An 18,540-nucleotide genomic window follows, 5' to 3' on the forward strand; every position below is an offset into this window, starting at 1 on the left:
GGGTGCGGCAAGGCCGCGATTACTTGCCACGAGGGTCGAGTGCGTCGCGCAGCCCGTCCCCCAGCAGATTGAAGGCCAGCACGGTGATGAAGATCGCCATACCGGGAATGACCATGAACATCGGGTCGACCTCGTAGAGATCGACCGCCTGGGTGAGCATGCCGCCCCAGGACGCCTGCGGCGGCGAGATGCCGACGCCGAGGAAGCTCAGCGCCGCCTCGAAGAGGATGTTGGTGGGGATCAGCAGCGTCGCGTACACGAGGATCGGCGCGATCAGGTTGGGCAGCAGCTCCCGGAACAGGATGAACGGGCCGCGCGCGCCCAGCGACCTGGCCGCCTCCACGAACTCCCGCTCACGCAGCGACAGGGTCTGCGCGCGGACGATGCGGCCGATGTAGGGCCAGCTGAAGAAGCCGATCACGAAGATCAGTACGGCGATCCGGAGCGTGAGACCTTCCAGGCCGAACGCGCTGCCCTGGAGGGACGCGGAGATGGAGATCGCGAAGAGAAGCAGCGGGAACGCCAGGAAGGTGTCCATCAGCCGGCTGATGAAGCTGTCCACCCAGCCGCCGTAGAAGCCCGCCACGACACCCATCACGACGCCGATGACGACGGACAGGAGCGTGGACCCGGCGGCGACCACCAGCGAGACCCAGGACCCTTCGATGATCCGCGCCAGGATGTCGCGGCCGGTCTGCGGCTCGACACCGAGGGGGTGATCCCAACTGATGCCGCCGAAGCTGCCCTTGGGCGCCAGCAGCGTGGGGTCGACCAGGTCCTGGTTGAACGCGTTGGGATCGAGTCCGAGGAGGGACTGGAGCGGCTTGGACAGGACGGCGACGAGGACCAGCAGCACCACGACGATGCCACCGGCCATGGCCACCTTGTCCCGCTTGAAGCGGGTCCAGGCGATCCGGCCGAGCGACCGGCCTTCGATCTGCTTGCGCCCGGCGCCTTCCAGCACCGCTTCGGGCTTCGCATCCGCCCCGGTGGTCTCGATAGGTGCCGTCATTACGCTGGAGACCCCTCTCGGCCGACGGTGGCCGGCCCATGACCGCCGCTGTAGCGGCTCGTACAAACACGTGACGCATGTGGTCGCGTTGCGGCGGAACCCACTGCTGTGAGCGTCTGTTCAGAGCAGCGCGCGCCAGGCCGGGACCACCTGCTGCGTGGAGTCTTCAGCGACTTTGCGATCACCCGCCAGACCCCAAGGGGAATGTTTGCTCAAACGTGATGCGGTCAGAGGGCTTCCGTTATCCGGACGCCTTGATCTTCTGAGCGGAGGTCTCGGCCACTAGTCCACCAGAACGGACATGCCGCCCAACCCTGCTGATTGGGTGGCTATTTGGGCGGTGTACGGGGCGGGGCGCAGGACGGCGGGCCGGGCGTCGCGGACCGGGCGGGATGTGCGGGACAGGGCCCGGTCAGTACGCGCGGGGGGCGGGGCCCGTGGCCGGCGGGTATCCGTAGCCGGGCACGGCCGCGGGCGGCGGGCCTGCCGGGGCGTGCGCCTCACGGTCATAGAACGGACGGGAGTTGGCGCGCAGCCACATCGCGACCGGGTCGTACTCGTCCGACATGGCGACGGTGGAGACGGGCAGCCCGTCGGGGACCGCGCCGATCGACTGCCGCATCATCTCGCGGACCGCGTCGACGGACGCGCGGCCCGTGTCGTAGAGGTCGAGGCCGATCGCGAGGTACGGGACGCCGATGGCGGGGTGCACCCAGGCACGGCGCAGCGAGCGGATCGCCGGGGTGCGGTGGGCGTTCTGCGTGAGCAGTGCGTAGAACTGGGGGATCTCGACGGCGGGCTCGGAGAGCCGCAGCGGCCCCGCGGGCAGCCGGTCGAGGCCGGTGGCGATGCGGCGCAGGTCCAGCCAGGGGATCCCGACACCGCCGCCCGGGGCGTGCGGGTTGAGCCAGATGCCCCAGCGGTCGGGGAACAGCGCGCGGGCGATGTCGCGGCCGGTGACGAGCTCGTGGGCCCGGTTCCAGCCGCTGACGGAGAGCTCCTGGGCGGAGGTCACACACGGGGCGTATCCGAGGCCGTCGATCTCCATGTTCCCGTACTGGGCGTCCGGCGAACCGGCCGTGCCGTGCCAGAGGAGCATCCAGATCCGGCCGTCGGCGAGGGCCGCCAGCAGCGCCTCATAGGCGTCGTAGCGCCCGGGTGTCACCTGGCGCAGCATGTGCTCGACCTGTCCGGCCGCCGCAGTGCCTGACGCACTCACCCTGGGTTCCGCCCCTCGTCGATCCGCTGTGTCGCGCCGCCGCTCCCGGGCACACGGGAGCGACCCCGCCATCAAACCAGCTTATGCGCCGATCCTGACACCGACTTGACGTCGCGGGCCGGCGTCCGCCACCCGGCAACGGCGGCTGCCCCCGCCACCGGCACGTTCCGTACCTTTCGCACCGGTCGTCAATGCCCTCGGACCGGTCGTCAGTGCCCTTCGCGCCGGTAGAACGGCCGGACCTTCTCCCGCATCCAGTCGCCGACGAGGTCCTGGGCGACATCGAGCAGGACCAGGTTGACCGGCCACGGCACCTGGACCCGGCCCAGCGCCCGGCCCAGCGCGTCCATCGGGGCGCTCTGCCCGGCGCCGTCCCAGGTGGCGAACTCGACGCCGATGAAGAGGACGGGGTCGCCGCCCTCGATGCTGGCGAGTGCCCGGCGGGCGGTGCTCACGACGCCGCTCTCCTGGAACTCACCGGCGACCGCGGCGAGGAAGTCGACCGGTTCCTGCTGCCAGTCCGGCTCGAACAGCCGGACCCGGCCTCCGGTGGAGGGGCCGTCCAGCGGCGTGCGGCCGGCCCGGCAGAGCTCGGCGACGGCGGGCGGCGGCAGCGGCAGACCGACGGCGCCGCCGGGGTTCACCGCGATGCCGACCTGCGGGGGCAGGCCGCGGGCGAAGTCGCGGGCGGGTGCCACGGTGAAGGACATCTGGGTGCCGACGCAGGCCAGGAACTGCGCCTCGGAGCTGAACACGGGGACGTAGGCGACGCCCTCGATCTCCATCATCGGCAGGTCGAGGTCGGCGCTCTCCGGGCTGCCTCCGTTGGGCAGCGGCACCCAGACCGCGCTGCGCCCGAGCACCTCGACGAGCCGCCCGCCCGCCTCCGGGACGCCGATCGAGGCGACGAGCACGTCTTCGAGCTCGTTGGCCGGCCACCCCTGCTGCGGATGCGTCTGTGCCGGTACCGAAATGTCCACTGGCTCGGTGTCCCTCTCTCGACCGTGCGTTCCGGCGGAAACCCTAGCCTCCCCGGGACGTCGTCCGTCCAGCTGCCGGACGGACGACCGGGAGCCCGAGGGCTGTGCGTCCGCGAACGGGCCTGGCACGCCCGCTCCGGAACATCCGCTTCCGCCCGTTTGCTCCGACCGGCCCGCCCCCGGACGTCCATTTCCGCACGCCCACCCCTACACGTCCGCGAACGAGATCCGGCCGAGCACCCCGGCCGCCTCACGGTCCAGCAGCACCGCCGAGGCACACCCCGGGGGCAGCAGACCCAGCTCCGTGTCGTGCAGCAGCCGGCCGACCGAGCGCCGGTGCCGGGCGAAGGCGTAGCCGGAGACGCCCCGGCCGCGCTCGCGCTGCCCTTCGCGCGCCACTTCGGGCGTGACGTCGAGCAGGACGAGGTGGAGGATGCGGCCCCGGCGCCTGGCATGCCGGGCGAGCCAGCGCCGTACCCACGCCTGCGTACCGCAGTCGTGCACGACGACGGACTCGCCGGAGCGCAGCACCCGCCACAGCCCGAGATAGTGGGCCGCCCGGACCAGCGGGCGGTAGAGGGCGTACGGGAGTAAGCGGGGCAGCGCGCCGGCCCAGGTGTCCCGGGTGTCCTGGGAATCGATGGCGCGGTCCGTCACGGCCCGCCTGATCAGTGTCGACTTTCCGCTGCCGGGCAGCCCGGAGACCACCACCAGATCGCCCGCCGCGAAGTCCAGGCTGTGCGGGCTGCGCCCGGCCCGGTCCCGCAGATCACGCACCACCGGCGCGTGCGTGCCCAGCATTTCCCGGGCGGGTGCGCCCGGCTGCGCGGGCATCGCGCCGTGCGCCACCCCCGCGGTCGTCGCGTACCGCTGCAACGTCATCGCCCTCCCCCTGTCGGGTCACCCACACCTGCCCAAGAAGTGTAAAGAAAAGGTAATGCGGCACAACTGGGCCCGCCGCCCAAGTCGGTGGGGACCGGACGCCCCACTCTCCCGTACGGCATGCGATGATGAGCCCGCCAACTGCATACCGGCCGTTTGAATCCGCGCGGGAGAGTTCCGGCCACTGTGTGTGCCGGGCGCCGAAGGAGCAAGTTCCTCCCTTGAATCTCTCAGGCCCCGTACCGCGTGGATGAGGCAGATCTGAAAAGCGAGCCGCCCGGCGGCTCCACCCAAGGTGCAAGCCGAACCCGGCGAGGGCTGACCCCTTCAGGGCCTTTCGGCGAACCTCTCAGGTTCCGATGACAGATGGGGAGGGATCGCCCTCTGTCGTCATGCCCTGGAGCCGAATCCATGAGCAATGCCCCCCGTCACACAGCCCTCGACGCCCTGCACCGTTCGCTGGGCGCGACCATGACCGACTTCGCGGGCTGGGACATGCCGCTGCGGTACGCCAGTGAGCGCGACGAGCACAACGCCGTACGCACCCGGGCCGGTCTCTTCGACCTGTCACACATGGGCGAGATCACGGTCACCGGGCCGCAGGCCGCCGCCTTCCTGAGCTTCGCGCTGGTCGGCAACATCGCGACCGTCGGCACCGGCCGCGCCCGCTACACGATGATCGTCGGGAGCGACGGCGGCATCCTGGACGACCTGATCGTCTACCGCCTGGGCGAGAGCGAGTACATGGTCGTCGCCAACGCGGGCAACGCCCAGATCGTGCTGGACGCGCTGCGGGACCGGGTGGCCGGCTTCGACGCCGAGGTGCGCGACGACCGGGACGCGTACGCGTTGCTCGCCGTCCAGGGCCCGCAGTCGCCCGCCATCCTGAAGGCCGTCACGGACGCCGACCTGGATGGCCTGAAGTACTACGCGGGTCTGCCCGGCACGGTCGCCGGGGTGCCCGCGCTCATCGCCCGTACGGGCTACACCGGCGAGGACGGCTTCGAACTGTTCGTCGCCCCCGAGCACGCCGAGCAGCTGTGGCGGGCGCTCACCGAGGCCGGCGCCCCGCACGGCCTGATCCCCTGCGGGCTCTCCTGCCGCGACACGCTGCGCCTGGAGGCGGGCATGCCGCTGTACGGGCACGAGCTGACGACCGCGCTGACCCCGTTCGACGCGGGTCTGGGCCGGGTCGTGAAGTTCGAGAAGGAGGGCGACTTCGTCGGGCGCGAGGCTCTCACGGCCGCCGCCGAGCGCGCCGAGACCGCCCCGCCGCGCAAGCTCGTCGGCCTGATCGCCGAGGGCCGCCGGGTCCCCCGCGCCGGTTTCGCGGTCGTCGCCGACGGCAAGGTGATCGGCGAGGTCACCTCCGGCGCCCCGTCGCCCACCCTGGGCAAGCCGATCGCCATGGCGTACGTGGACGCGGCCTTCGCCACGCCCGGCACCGCGGGCGTCGGCGTGGACATCCGGGGCACGCACGAGCCCTACGAGGTCGTCGCGCTGCCGTTCTACAAGCGCGAGAAGTGACATCCGGGGCATTCCACCGCCCCGGAAGTGACACATTCGCGTCTCACACCGTAAGACCACCGTTCATCAGCACTCCCCCGCGTACAGGAGAATTCAGGTCATGAGCAACCCCCAGCAGCTGCGGTACAGCAAGGAGCACGAGTGGCTGTCGGCCGTCGAGGACGGCGTGGCCACGATCGGTATCACCGAGTACGCGGCCAACGCGCTCGGTGACGTCGTCTACGCCCAGCTCCCCGATGTCGGCGACACGGTGACCGCGGGCGAGACCTGCGGCGAGCTGGAGTCGACCAAGTCGGTCAGCGACCTGTACTCCCCGGTCACGGGTGAGGTCGTCGCGGCGAACCAGGACGTCGTGGACGACCCGTCGCTGGTGAACTCCGCTCCCTTCGAGGGCGGCTGGCTGTTCAAGGTACGTGTGGCGGAGGAGCCGGGCGACCTGCTCTCCGCAGACGAGTACACCGCGTTCTCCGGCAACTGAGACCCTAGGGAACCCCTGATGTCGCTTCTCAACTCCTCCCTCCACGAGCTGGACCCGGACGTCGCCGCCGCCGTCGACGCCGAGCTCCACCGTCAGCAGTCCACCCTCGAAATGATCGCGTCGGAGAACTTCGCTCCGGTCGCCGTCATGGAGGCCCAGGGCTCCGTTCTCACCAACAAGTACGCCGAGGGCTACCCCGGCCGCCGCTACTACGGCGGCTGTGAGCACGTCGACGTGGTCGAGCAGATCGCGATCGACCGGATCAAGGCCCTGTTCGGCGCCGAGGCCGCGAACGTCCAGCCGCACTCGGGCGCGCAGGCGAACGCCGCCGCGATGTTCGCGCTGCTGAAGCCGGGCGACACGATCATGGGCCTGAGCCTGGCCCACGGCGGCCACCTGACCCACGGCATGAAGATCAACTTCTCCGGCAAGCTCTACAACGTGATCCCGTACCACGTCGACGACACCGGCACCGTGGACATGGCCGAGGTCGAGCGCCTGGCCAAGGAGTCCAAGCCGAAGCTGATCGTCGCGGGCTGGTCCGCCTACCCCCGTCAGCTCGACTTCGCCGCCTTCCGCCGCATCGCGGACGAGGTCGGCGCGTACCTGATGGTCGACATGGCGCACTTCGCGGGCCTGGTGGCCGCGGGTCTGCACCCCAACCCGGTGCCGCACGCCCACGTCGTCACGACCACCACGCACAAGACCCTCGGCGGTCCGCGCGGTGGCGTCATCCTGTCGACGCAGGAGCTCGCCAAGAAGATCAACTCGGCGGTCTTCCCCGGTCAGCAGGGTGGCCCGCTGGAGCACGTGATCGCGGCCAAGGCGGTCTCGTTCAAGATCGCGGCGGGCGAGGAGTTCAAGGAGCGCCAGCAGCGCACCCTGGACGGCGCCCGCATCCTCGCCGAGCGTCTGGTGCAGCCGGACGTCACCGAGGTCGGCGTCTCCGTCCTGTCCGGCGGCACGGACGTGCACCTGGTCCTCGTCGACCTGCGCGACTCCGAGCTGGACGGCCAGCAGGCCGAGGACCGCCTCCACGAGGTCGGCATCACGGTCAACCGGAACGCCGTCCCGAACGACCCGCGGCCGCCGATGGTCACCTCGGGTCTGCGGATCGGTACGCCGGCCCTGGCGACCCGCGGTTTCCGCAACGAGGACTTCACCGAGGTGGCGGAGATCATCGCCGCCGCCCTGAAGCCGTCGTACGACGCCGACGACCTCAAGGCACGCGTCACCGCGCTCGCCGAGAAGTTCCCGCTGTACCCCGGTCTGAAGTAGTCCGGCACCAGTAGTCACGTTTCGGGCGGGGCACCGCGCACACTGGACAGTGAGCGCGGTGCCCCCACCCTTGTCCTCGCTCTTCGGGCCCACCCGGCCCGTACCGCACCACCCGGCGGACAACGGCGTCCACCAACCCTTAGGAGTCATCCCGTGGCCATTTCGGTCTTCGACCTGTTCTCGGTCGGCATCGGCCCGTCCAGCTCCCACACGGTGGGCCCCATGCGGGCCGCCCGGATGTTCGCGCGCCGCCTGAAGAACGAGGGCCTGCTGGCCCACACCGCTTCCATACGGGCGGAGCTGTACGGCTCCCTCGGCGCGACCGGCCACGGCCACGGCACGCCCAAGGCCGTGCTGCTCGGCCTGGAGGGCGAGTCGCCCAGCACCGTCGACGTGGAGAGCGCCGACGCCCGCGTCGAGCAGATCCGCGCCACCGGCCGGATCAACCTGCTCGGCATGCACGAGATCCCCTTCGACGCCGACGAACAGCTGGTCCTGCACCGCCGCAAGGCCCTGCCGTACCACGCCAACGGCATGACGATCTTCGCGTACGACCACGAGGGCGCCCCGGTCCTGGAGAAGACGTACTACTCGGTCGGCGGCGGCTTCGTCGTGGACGACGACGCGGTGGGCGAGGACCGCATCGTCCTGGACGACACCGTGCTCAAGCACCCCTTCCGCACCGGCGACGAACTGCTGCGGCTCTCCAGGGACACCGGCCTGTCCATCTCCTCCCTGATGCTGGAGAACGAGCGGGCCTGGCGCTCCGAGGACGAGATCCGCTCCGGTCTGCTGGACATCTGGCGCGTCATGCAGGCGTGTGTCTCGCGCGGCATGTCCCGCGAGGGCATCCTGCCCGGCGGCCTGAAGGTCCGCCGCCGCGCCGCGAACTCGGCCCGCCAGTTGCGCGCCGAGGGCGACCCGCAGGCCCACGCGATGGAGTGGATCACCCTCTACGCGATGGCGGTCAACGAGGAGAACGCGGCGGGCGGCCGCGTGGTGACGGCCCCCACCAACGGCGCCGCGGGCATCATCCCCGCCGTCCTGCACTACTACATCAACTTCGCGGCCGGCGGCTGCACCGAGGCCGAGAAGGAAGACAGCGTCGTCCGCTTCCTGCTCGCCGCCGGAGCCATCGGCATGCTCTTCAAGGAGAACGCCTCCATCTCCGGCGCCGAGGTCGGCTGCCAGGGCGAGGTCGGCTCCGCCTGCTCCATGGCCGCGGGCGCGCTGGCCGAGGTCCTCGGCGGCTCCCCCGAGCAGGTCGAGAACGCCGCCGAGATCGGCATGGAACACAACCTGGGCCTGACCTGCGACCCGGTCGGCGGCCTCGTCCAGATCCCGTGCATCGAGCGCAACGGCATGGCCGCGGTCAAGGCGGTCACCGCGGCGAAGATGGCGCTGCGCGGCGACGGCAGCCACAAGGTCTCCCTCGACAAGGTCATCAAGACCATGAAGGAGACGGGCGCCGACATGAGCGTCAAGTACAAGGAGACCGCACGCGGCGGGCTCGCGGTGAACATCATCGAGTGCTGAGGAAATAGGCCCTGACCAGCGCGTTTGCTTCTTTCGGCGCGGTCGGGGCCTTCCCTCATCATTTCGGCAGGCAGGAGCCCCGCGAGCGGGCGTCGGAATACCTGAACGGGTCGCGCGGGCCGGTTGCCGTAGCCCTTCCGGGACAATTCCACGAAGCCCTTGCCAACCGCCGCGGTAATGCCCTGGGCCTCAAGGATCTTGCCCTGGGCGCTCGTCGAACTGAAGCCGGTTACGTCCTTCAGTCCGCCGCCGAGCTTGTCGGATATTTTCGATGCGGTGAACGCTGCCTACGTGCAACGTTCTGGAACCGCTGGAACCAAAGGAGGATGCGGTAGTCAGAAGCCGCCGGTGAAGACGAGGAGGAAAGAAAGCGGATACAGCACACCGACGGCGCCAGTGGCGAGGCCGATGGCGCACTGAGTCCGGTCGGCCTTGCCGATCAGGCCGAGGGCGCCGAAGGTGATCGCGAGGCTGCCGGCAAGAATGCCGAAGAGGCCCAGGGCGAACGCGGCGATCAACGCGACGACGCCAAAGCCGAGCGAGACCGGCCCATAGAGGGTCGCAGGGCTGTCGGTGGTTCCGATTGCCATGTCGCATCCCTTGTTGTGAGGCGTCGCCCGAGAGACCGGAACGTAATCCCGCCTCCTATCACGACATTCGTTGGCGGGTCACCCGGGGCTACCTCTGAGGGGCCGCAATGTACGAGAACCCGGGATTGCCGAACAAGGCGCTTGAAGACTCAACTCGCTGGAGCGGGAGCGTTGTTGGCTCCCCCCGCCGCACTCGGCCTGCCTCGTGTCCTGGCGAGTGGGTCTCGATGCTCACCCGTGCAAAGCGGGCGGTGCAGACTCCCCGCAGCGCCAGTACTGCGACCGCATCCGGGGGATCTGGCCTCGGTGTTTGCAGTGAGAGCGGCGGACTCACGATGTCCAGGCAACCTCACGGCCCTGACTGTCCGTCACCCCCGTTCCGGGCCGCCGGGTCCGGATCCGTGCGCGCGGCGGTGGGGAAGACTCGCTCCGGCCGTCCGAAGCCGTCCGAAGCCGTCCGTCGGCCGGTGGTTCCGCATACGGCGCGCGGCCGGACCGGCCGTCGGGCGACGGGCTTCGGCGGTCCGTACGGCTCCGTCGCGTCCACGGCCCGCCGAAGGGCCGGGGCGCGCCGCCCGACCTGCTCCGGTGCCGCTCATCGGCATGACGGCGTCCGCCGCCGTGTCGGGGACGACGCCCCGTACCGGCCGCCGGTGGGGGGAGTGCCCCGGCCCTCAATGCCTTTCCGCGTCCCTCCGTTACGCCCCGCTCCCGTAGCCTCGCCCGCGGTGAGGCACTTCTTCGATCGTGCTCGATGCACCGGCGAGCGCGGCCGGATGGGCAACCGATCAGTAGCCTGAACATTGACGCTCCGTCATCGACGGGCGTCCAGCCCTCCCCTCCCCGTTTCCCCTTCGCCGGTCCCCCCACGACCGGGACAGGAGCCACTCCGTGGACGTGCCTTTCGCCATCGACCCGGCAGGCAGCGATATCCCCACCGAGGGCGCACGACTCCGCAAGGCCGGAGCCGCGACCCTCGTGACGCTGCCCGGCGGCATCACCGCGTGGGCCGTCACCCATCACTCGCTGCTCAAGCAACTGCTCACCGACGACCGGGTGAGCAAGGACCCGCGTACCCACTGGCCGACCTGGCAGCGCGGGGAGATCACCCCGGATTCCTGGCTGCACACCTGGCTCGGCGTGGTCAGCATGTTCACGGCGTACGGGGAGGACCACCGCAGGCTGCGCAAACTCGTCGCCCCGGCGTTCACCGCCCGGCGCACCGAGGCCCTCACCGGTGACATCGAGAGCATCGCCGGCCGGCTGCTGGACACCCTGGAGGCGGTCCCGGCCGGGCGGGAGGTCGATCTGCGCGCCGGGTACGCGCACCCGTTGCCGATGCGGGTCATGTGCAGCCTCTTCGGGATTCCCGAACAGTTGCGGCCCCGTACCGCGGCGGTCATCGCCCGCATCTTCGACACCGACATCGGTCCGGAAGAGTCCGCGTCCACGTGGCGGGAGATCCAGGAGGTGCTGACCGAACTGGTCGCGCTCAAGCGCCCGCATCCCGGCGAGGACATGACCAGCGTGCTGATCGCCGCCCGGGACGAGGACGGGACCCGGCTGAGCGAGGAGGAACTGCTGCACACCCTGTGGCTGGTGATCTCGGCCGGGTTCGAGACCACCGTGAATCTCATCGGCAACGCCGTGCACGCCCTGCTCACCCATCCCGAGCAGCTCCGTCTCGTCACCGCGGGCGAGGCGTCCTGGAGCGATGTCGTCGAGGAGACCCTGCGCTGGGCGCCGAGCGTGGCCAGCCTGCCCCTGCGCTTCGCCGTGGACGACATCGCGCTCCCCGACGGCCGGACGATCGCCAGGGGCGAGGCCATCCTCCCCGCCTACGCGGCGGCGGGCCGGGACCCGGATCAGCACGGCGACGACGCCGACGACTTCGACATCACCCGGCCCGCCCCCGGGCATCTGGCGTTCGGCCACGGCGTACACATGTGCCTGGGCGCGCCCCTCGCCCGTCTCGAGGCGCGCATCGCCCTGCCCGCCCTCTTCGAACGGTTCCCCGGCCTGGCGCTCGCCGGGGAACCGCGGGACCTGGTGCCCCTGGAGTCGTTCATCTCGAACGGGTTCCGGGCCCTGCCCGTCACCCTGTGACCGCTCGGCGAACCGGCGGCCCGGTCCCGCACGCCCGGCCGGACGCTATGCGGCGGACGTGCGCCGTGCCGCCCGGCGACGGCGCACCGCCGACGCCAACTCGCCCAGCAACGCCTCCGTCCGCTCCCATCCGATGCAGGCGTCCGTCACGCTCTGCCCGTAGGTGAGCGTGTCGAGGGGGCCCGGCTCCTGACGGCCCTCGCGCAGGAAGCTCTCCACCATCAGCCCGGCGATCCCCTCCTCGCCCCCGGCGATCCGGTCGGCGATCTCGCCGACGACCTCCGCCTGCCGGTGGTGGTCCTTGCCGCTGTTGGCGTGGCTGGCGTCGATGACCAGCCGCTCGGGCATGCCCGCCCCGGCCAGCAGCTTCAGGGCGTCGCGGATGTCCTGGGGGCCGTAGTTGGGGCCGCCGCGCCCGCCGCGCAGGATGACGTGGCAGTCGGGGTTGCCGCTCGTGGAGACGATGGAGCCGCAGCCCTGCTCGTCCACACCGAAGAAGACATGGTCGCCCGCCGCCGCCCGGCATCCGTCGACGGCGGGCTGCACCGCGCCGTCGGTCGCGTTCTTGAAGCCGACGGGCATCGACAGGCCCGAGGCGAGCTGGCGGTGCACCTGGCTCTCCGGCGTACGCGCGCCGATCGCTCCCCAGGTCACCGCGTCCGCGATGTACTGCGGGCTGGTCGGCTCCAGGAACTCGCAGCCCACCGGGAGTCCGGTGTCGAGCACATCGAGCAGCACCTGGCGGGCGATCCGCAGCCCGTGCTGGACATCGTGCGTCCCGTCCAGGTGGGGGTCGTTGATGAGCCCCTTCCAGCCGAGTGTCGTACGGGGCTTCTCGAAGTACACCCGCATCACCACGCACAGGTCCTCGTGGAGCGGGGCGACGGCCGCGGCGAGGCGTCGGGCGTAATCCCGGGCGGCGGCCGGGTCGTGGACGGAGCAGGGGCCGACGACCAGCAGCAGGCGGTCGTCCTCCCCGGTGAGCACGTCCTCGACGGCGCGTCGGCTGTCCTGGACCAGAGCGGCGCGGGTGGGGCCCAGCGGCAGGTCGCCGAGCAGGGCGGACGGGGCGATCAGGGGCTGGAAACCGGTGACGCGCAGGTCATTGGTGCGCAGGGGGCCCGTGGTGGGCGTGGTCATGGGGTGATCCTGTCTCTGTGCCGAGGCAGGGTCCCGGTCCTGCGGTGCTACGTCCGCATCACCCGCTACCAGCCGCCTCAACGACGAAAAGGCAGAGACGGATCGTCTCTGCCCTGCTGGCTCCGGATGGTTGGTCGGTGGTCAGCGCATGTGACCACCGGCTCCACCCGGAGCCGGCGTAAAGCGCCGATACCAACCGAACAACGTAGACATGCGGAGGACCCTAACACGGGTTATCGGCCGGTCAGAGGCCCGCCGGACCGATGAGCACGAGCCTGCCCGACCGGTGAGCCACGGGCCCGCCGGACCGGTTTGCGGCTCACCGGTCCCGGCGCCCTGAAGGGTTTCAGAAGTTCACCAACCGCTCAGAGACGTTCAGAGATTCGCGGCGATCAAGCGATTTCGGTCACATATAGGCTTCCCACAATCACCCACAGGGGGTTGACTGGGGGTCACGCATGGTGACGCGATTGCCTCCACCGGCTCGCGGATCCGGCTCCGATGCTCCGGCCCCGGCGGAGGAAAGAGGACAGCGATGACCGCCTCACCTCGGACAGTGAGCCTTTGGCCACGAGTGGCGGGCGCCCGGCGCCCGCATTCCGCCGGGCCGGCCCCATGCGCGATCATGAGAAATCCCCCGCTCTCACCGTTCTTCCTTACCGTTCCGTAGAGGGGCACCAAATGAGCCAGATCGCTTTACCGACGTTTCATATGCCGTTCGAGAGCACGGGGTGCAATCCGGGCATCGCGGAAACCAGGAGGGCCGCCTGGGAGTGGGCGGAATCCCATGGCTTGTTCCTTTCCCCGCCGGCCCGGAAAAAGATGATCCGGACCCGCCCCGAACTTTGGATTTCCCTCATTTTCCCCAGGGCCTCCCAGCGTCACCTCGACCTCTTCTGCCAATGGCTGTTCTGGGCGTTCCTGGTCGACGACGAGTTCGACGACGGTCCGGCCGGGCGTGATCCGCGGATGTGCGAGGAGGCGATCGCCCGGCTCGTCGACGTGTTCGACGGAGCCGTACCGGTCGGGCGCATGGAGCACGCCCTGGACGGACTGCGCGAGCGGACCTGCCGGGACCGTTCGCCGCGCTGGGTACGGCAGTTCCGCCGGGACACCGTCGCCTGGCTGTGGACGTACTACGCCGAGGCGGTGGAGCGGGCCGCCGGACAGGTCCCGAGCCGGGCCGACTTCGTGAAGCACCGCCGGGACTCGGTGGCCATGCAGCCCTTCCTGTGCCTGCACGAGATCACCGCCGGAATCGACCTCCCGGATTCCGCCCGGAGCCTGCCCGCCTACATCGCCCTGCGCAACGCGGTGACCGATCATTCAGGGCTGTGCAATGACATCTGCTCGTTCGAGAAGGAAGCCGCCCTCGGCTATGAGCACAACGCCGTACGGCTCATCCAGCGGGACCGGGGAACCAGCCTCCAGGAGGCCGTGGACGAGGCCGGGATTCAACTTGCCCGGATCGTCGAGCGGGTACAGCGGGCGGAAAAGGAACTGGCCGAGGAAATCGACGCGGCGGACATCGGCGGCGGGACCCGCGCCGCGCTGGAACGCTGCGTACAGGACTACCGGGGGCTCGTGCGGGGCGACTTCGACTACCACGCGCGCGCCGAGCGGTACACCCGTCCCGATCTCGTGGAACTGGACGAGCGGGACTCGCTGTCGCGGTACTTCGCCGCCTGAGGACCGGAGGACCGGAGGAGCTGTGGACCGGAGGACCTGAAGGTCCGAGGGCGCGACATCGGCCGTTCACGGGCCCGAGGACTTCCCGCCGAGGAAATCCCGGGCCCTTTCCCCTGGTGATCGGATCGAGTCCTGAATGTCGGGACAGGACAGGGCAGATCAGGGACGATCGCATGGAAGACTGTTGAAACCGGCACAACCACAGGTCGCCGTCGGCCGGGCCGACGGAACCGCTGTTCCCCCACACAGCACCTGACCTGCTGGAATGCCGCTCCTTTCACCAACGTTTCCCGGGGAATCACGTGAGATCGAAGCGAAGAGTATGGGCCACGGCTGCCGTCACGACGGCAGCCGTGGCGGGTGTCCTGGTCGTCCAGGGGGTGACCGGCACACCCACCACGGGCGAGGACCCCGACGCCAAGTCCGGTCCCGCACAGGCCGATGTGCGCAAGACCGCGCTGAAGGTGTCCGAGGACGGCGGCTCCGCCTCCCTCCGGCAGCGCAGCACCGAACCGTTCAGCATGCTCGGCGTCACCTGGACCGACCCGGCCGCCAAGGTGCCGGGCGAGGTCGAGGCACGTACCCGGTCCGCCGCCACGGGCAGCTGGACCGGCTGGCTGCCGCTGGACACGGAGATCGACGGGCGTACCGAGGCGGGCCGCCCCGGCGTCCGGGGCACCACCGAACCCCGCTGGGTCGGTCCGTCCAACGGCGTGGAGGTCCGCGTCACCGCCGGGGAGGGCAGGGCGGCCGCGGGGCTCCCGAAGGGGCTGCGGCTGGACACCGTGGACCCCGGCGGGAGTTCGTCCCCGGCCGCCGAACCGGCCGCGTACGTCGCCGTCGACACCGCACCGGTCGAGCCCTCCGAGGACCCGACGGCCACCGGGGCCCCGGCGCCGACGGAGACGCACGACACTCCGCCGCCGCCCGATCCGTCCGAGACCGACACCACCGGACCGGACCCCTCCGCGACGACGGAGACTCCCGGAACGCCCAGTTCCGACCCGGGCCCGAGCGAGACGTCCCCGGTTCCCTCGCAGCCGCCGTCCGTGACCGCCGAGCCGTCGGCGACCCTGCCGCCCGCCCCGCCGTCCACGGTGCCGCGACCGCCGGTCGTCCCGCGCGCCGGGTGGGGCGCGGACGAGTCGCTGAACAACGAGTCCCCGGAGTACATGCCCTCGGTCAAGGCCGTCTTCGTGCACCACACCGCGCAGACCAACAGCTACTCCTGCGCCGACTCGCCCGCCATCGTGCGCGGCCTGCTCGCCTTCCATGTGAAGTCGAACGGCTGGAAGGACCTCGGCTACAACTTCCTGGTCGACAAGTGCGGAAAGATCTTCGAAGGCCGTACGGGCGGTGTGGACCGGGCGGTCCAGGGCGCGCACACCTACGGCTTCAACCGCGACACCGCCGGTATCGCCGTGATCGGGATGTACACCGACACGAAGGCCGCGAGCGCCGCGACCGCCTCGGTCGCCCGGATCGCCGCGTGGAAGCTCGGCCAGTACGGCGGCGACCCCGCCGGTACGGTCTCACTGACCGCGGGCGCGGCGGGCAACAACTACGCCGGTACGAAGTTCACCGCCGGGAAGAAGTACTCCTTCCAGCGGATCTCCGGCCACCGGGACGGGTTCAACACCGTGTGCCCCGGCGGCAAGCTCTACGGTCAGCTCTCCGCGATCCGCGGCCTCGCCGCAGGTCCCGTCACCGGTCTGGCCATCAGGTCGGTGACCGGAGCAAGCGCCTCCGGTGACACGTACTACACCAAGTCGGACATCACCGTCGGCTGGGCGGCATCCACTCCCGCCGCGTTCATCACCGCGTACGACCTGCTGGTCGACGGGAAGTCCGTGGCCACCACCAAGGGCAGCGTCACCTCGGCCGGGACCACGCTCGCCGCGGGCAGCCACAGGATCCAGGTCCGGGCCACCCACCAGTCGGGGAGGACCAGCCTCTCCCCGATAGCGACCGTCGTCGCCGACCGTACGCCGCCCGCCTTCCCGGCCGGGCCGAGCCTGTCGCTGCGCACAGGCACGGTGAACGCCACCGCCGTCCCGCTCACGCTGAAGTGGAAGGCCACCGACACGGCCTCTCTCAAGGAGGTCAGGCTCACCGCGCCCACGGCGAAGACGTACGGTCCGACGACGGTCAGCGCCTCGCACACCGCGAAGTCCGGCGTGGCGACCGCCTGGAGGATGACGGCGTACGACCACGCGGGCAACACGACGGCCGCCTCGGTCACCGGTACTCCGGTCATCCTCAAGGAGTCCTCGGCGAAGAAGTCCGGCAGCTGGTCGACGAAGTCCTCGTCCAGCTACCTGGGCGGCAAGTCGTACGCGAGCGGCACCAAGAACGCCGCCCTCACCTGGACGTTCACCGGCCGCTCGGCCGCCTGGGTGGTCTCCCGGGCCTCGACCTCCGGTATGGCGTACGTCTATGTGGACGGCGTCAAGGTGGCCACGGTGGACCTGAAGTCCTCCAGCACCAAGTACCGCGACGCGATCTGGACGAAGTCCTGGTCCTCCAGTGCGAAGCACACCGTCAAGATCGTGGTGGCCGGTACCAAGGGCCGCCCGACCGTCACCACGGACGGGCTCCTCTACCTCAAGTAGGCGTCCCGTCCCAGTAGTCGTCGTCGGGTGCCGGTTCGTCACCGGTGCCCGACAGCGGCAGCGCGCGCAGCGCCAGTGCCCACCCCAGCCGGTCCTCACCCGACTCGGCCGATCTGCCGGTGAGTTCGGCGACCCGGCCGATCCGGTTGAGGACCGTGTTGCGGTGGCAGTAGAGGAGTTCGGCGGCCCGCGCCGCCGAACAGCCGTTGTCGAGCCAGCTGCGCAAGGTGTCGAGCAGCGCGTCGCGTTCGGCCGCCGTGTCCAGTACGGGGCCGAGGTACCGGGAGACGATCCGGGCGGCGATCTCGTGGCGCCCGGTGAGCAGGACCTCCGTCAGCCGGTCGTCGAACGCCGCCGCCTCACCGCTCTTGGCGGGCAGCGTGCGCAGCGTCTGCTCGGCCAGCCGCAGCGCCCGTCCCGCACCGTCGAGCCGGTCGAACTCCGGGGACACCCCCGCGGTCGCCCCGGTCCGCCCGCGCAGCAGCTCCAGCAGCATGCCCGACTCCCCCGCCGCCAGGCGCACGATGCCCGCGTACCGCCCCGAGCGCGGCCGCCAGAAGGACCAGAGGCCGTGCTCGTCGAGTACGGGTCCCGGGTTGGGCGGGGCAGCCGGGTCCTGGGCGGCGACCACGATCACGTACCGGTCGTGCAGCGGTACGCCGAGCGCGGCGGCAGCCGCCGTGGCGACGGCCGGATCGGAGCCGCGCCCGTCGAGCAGCGCCTCGAAGAGGGCGACGCGGCGGGTGTCCTGGCGGCCCTGCATCTCCAGCTGGGTCAGCCGGTACGACTCGGCCATGACCAGGGAGTACCGGTCGATGGTCTCCCAGACGGCGCCCGCCACATCGAGCTCCACATCGCGGCGGTCCACCGTGCCCGGCTCCCGGTGTCCGGGCCCCGGCTCCCGGTGTCCGGGCCCCGGCTCCCGGTGTCCGGGTCCCTGCTCCCGGCGTCCCGTGCCCGCGCGCAGGTACTCCGCCATGACCTGCCACATCACCCGCCCGCCGCGCCGGTACGCCTGGAGGACGGTGTCCAGCGGGAGGTTCTGCTCGGCGCGGCGCCGTCCGGTCTCGCGGGCCGCCTGCTCGAAGTCGCCGCCGGTGGGCGGCAGTCCGCCGAAGTCCTCCAGGGCGCTGAGCAGATTGTCGCGGCAGATCCGCCACAGGTCCTCGCGGCTGACGGGGTTCTGCGCCGCGTACGTACCGCTGTGCGCGTGGATGTCGTCGACGACCCTGCGGGTCAGCTCGTCGAGCTCCGGCAGCAGGGCGGCGGCCAGGTCGTGCCGCAGACCGATGTCCTCGCCACCGCCGGACAACGGCCCCTGCGAGGTCCGGGAGCTCGGGGGGCCCTGCGGGCTCTGTGGGCCCTGAGGGACTTTCGCGGACGCCATGGCCAGGAGATTAGGCGAATGCCGCGCCCGGCGCACGACTGCGGGTGCCGCTGCCCAGGTGAGCGGGGCGGATGGTGGGCACCTGCACATTGTGCGGAGACGGA

The 18,540-nt window shown here is 70.7% G+C and carries 14 protein-coding genes and 1 riboswitch; of the genes, 7 read left to right on the forward strand and 7 right to left on the reverse strand.

The window, feature by feature from the left end; translation table 11 throughout:
• Positions 1 to 19 precede the first annotated feature (19 nt).
• From OG413_RS02090 to OG413_RS02105, 4 genes are all read right to left on the reverse strand, one after another.
• Positions 20 to 1,012 carry an ABC transporter permease gene (locus OG413_RS02090; RefSeq protein WP_266802625.1) on the reverse strand — a complete coding sequence of 331 codons (993 nt, stop codon included), beginning with the start codon at positions 1,010 to 1,012 and terminating at the stop codon, positions 20 to 22.
• Between the two features lie 412 nt (positions 1,013 to 1,424).
• Positions 1,425 to 2,189, reverse strand: a complete 765-nt coding sequence (locus OG413_RS02095; RefSeq protein ID WP_266809824.1) for an enhanced serine sensitivity protein SseB C-terminal domain-containing protein — start codon at positions 2,187 to 2,189, stop codon at positions 1,425 to 1,427.
• Positions 2,190 to 2,440: 251 nt separating this feature from the next.
• On the reverse strand, positions 2,441 to 3,211 hold the full coding sequence (locus OG413_RS02100) for an enhanced serine sensitivity protein SseB (RefSeq protein WP_266802627.1): 771 nt from the start codon (positions 3,209 to 3,211) through the stop codon (positions 2,441 to 2,443).
• A gap of 207 nt (positions 3,212 to 3,418) precedes the next feature.
• Positions 3,419 to 4,093 (reverse strand): AAA family ATPase, encoded by a 675-nt coding sequence (locus OG413_RS02105; RefSeq protein WP_266802629.1) that lies wholly within the window; start codon positions 4,091 to 4,093, stop codon positions 3,419 to 3,421.
• A 157-nt stretch (positions 4,094 to 4,250) separates the two neighbouring features.
• Positions 4,251 to 4,348: riboswitch (glycine riboswitch) on the forward strand.
• Between the two features lie 156 nt (positions 4,349 to 4,504).
• On the opposite strand from OG413_RS02105, the gene gcvT reads away from it, so the two are divergent.
• The 4 genes from gcvT to OG413_RS02125 all read left to right on the forward strand — a co-directional run bounded on the left by gcvT (position 4,505) and on the right by OG413_RS02125 (position 8,912).
• Positions 4,505 to 5,620 (forward strand): glycine cleavage system aminomethyltransferase GcvT, encoded by a 1,116-nt coding sequence (gene gcvT, locus OG413_RS02110; RefSeq protein WP_266802631.1) that lies wholly within the window; start codon positions 4,505 to 4,507, stop codon positions 5,618 to 5,620.
• A gap of 100 nt (positions 5,621 to 5,720) precedes the next feature.
• Positions 5,721 to 6,098 carry a glycine cleavage system protein GcvH gene (gene gcvH, locus OG413_RS02115; protein ID WP_266802633.1) on the forward strand — a complete coding sequence of 126 codons (378 nt, stop codon included), beginning with the start codon at positions 5,721 to 5,723 and terminating at the stop codon, positions 6,096 to 6,098.
• An 18-nt stretch (positions 6,099 to 6,116) separates the two neighbouring features.
• Positions 6,117 to 7,376 carry a serine hydroxymethyltransferase gene (glyA, locus tag OG413_RS02120; protein ID WP_266802635.1) on the forward strand — a complete coding sequence of 420 codons (1,260 nt, stop codon included), beginning with the start codon at positions 6,117 to 6,119 and terminating at the stop codon, positions 7,374 to 7,376.
• A gap of 153 nt (positions 7,377 to 7,529) precedes the next feature.
• The gene (locus tag OG413_RS02125) at positions 7,530 to 8,912 is read left to right on the forward strand and encodes an L-serine ammonia-lyase (protein ID WP_266802637.1); all 1,383 of its coding nucleotides are present in this window, start codon (positions 7,530 to 7,532) and stop codon (positions 8,910 to 8,912) included.
• Between the two features lie 335 nt (positions 8,913 to 9,247).
• On the opposite strand, the gene OG413_RS02130 is transcribed toward OG413_RS02125, so the two are convergent.
• Positions 9,248 to 9,502, reverse strand: coding sequence for a hypothetical protein (locus OG413_RS02130; RefSeq protein ID WP_266802639.1), 255 nt, complete (start codon positions 9,500 to 9,502; stop codon positions 9,248 to 9,250).
• Between the two features lie 891 nt (positions 9,503 to 10,393).
• On the opposite strand from OG413_RS02130, the gene OG413_RS02135 reads away from it, so the two are divergent.
• Positions 10,394 to 11,608: a cytochrome P450 gene (locus OG413_RS02135; RefSeq protein WP_266802641.1), complete on the forward strand. Its 1,215-nt coding sequence runs from the start codon at positions 10,394 to 10,396 to the stop codon at positions 11,606 to 11,608.
• A gap of 45 nt (positions 11,609 to 11,653) precedes the next feature.
• On the opposite strand, the gene OG413_RS02140 is transcribed toward OG413_RS02135, so the two are convergent.
• Positions 11,654 to 12,748 (reverse strand): 3-deoxy-7-phosphoheptulonate synthase, encoded by a 1,095-nt coding sequence (locus OG413_RS02140; protein ID WP_266802643.1) that lies wholly within the window; start codon positions 12,746 to 12,748, stop codon positions 11,654 to 11,656.
• 711 nt (positions 12,749 to 13,459) lie between these two features.
• On the opposite strand from OG413_RS02140, the gene OG413_RS02145 reads away from it, so the two are divergent.
• Together OG413_RS02145 and OG413_RS02150 are read left to right on the forward strand one after the other, a co-directional pair.
• On the forward strand, positions 13,460 to 14,437 hold the full coding sequence (locus OG413_RS02145; RefSeq protein WP_266809825.1) for a terpene synthase family protein: 978 nt from the start codon (positions 13,460 to 13,462) through the stop codon (positions 14,435 to 14,437).
• 302 nt (positions 14,438 to 14,739) lie between these two features.
• Positions 14,740 to 17,049: an N-acetylmuramoyl-L-alanine amidase gene (locus OG413_RS02150; protein WP_266802645.1), complete on the forward strand. Its 2,310-nt coding sequence runs from the start codon at positions 14,740 to 14,742 to the stop codon at positions 17,047 to 17,049.
• Here the strand turns inward: OG413_RS02150 and OG413_RS02155 are convergent.
• On the reverse strand, positions 17,042 to 18,436 hold the full coding sequence (locus OG413_RS02155; RefSeq protein WP_266802647.1) for a CdaR family transcriptional regulator: 1,395 nt from the start codon (positions 18,434 to 18,436) through the stop codon (positions 17,042 to 17,044). The genes OG413_RS02150 and OG413_RS02155 overlap by 8 nt on opposite strands.
• Positions 18,437 to 18,540 lie beyond the last annotated feature (104 nt).

Origin of the sequence: Streptomyces sp. NBC_01433 (assembly GCF_026340105.1) — a bacterium.
In the GTDB taxonomy this organism is placed as follows: domain Bacteria; phylum Actinomycetota; class Actinomycetes; order Streptomycetales; family Streptomycetaceae; genus Streptomyces.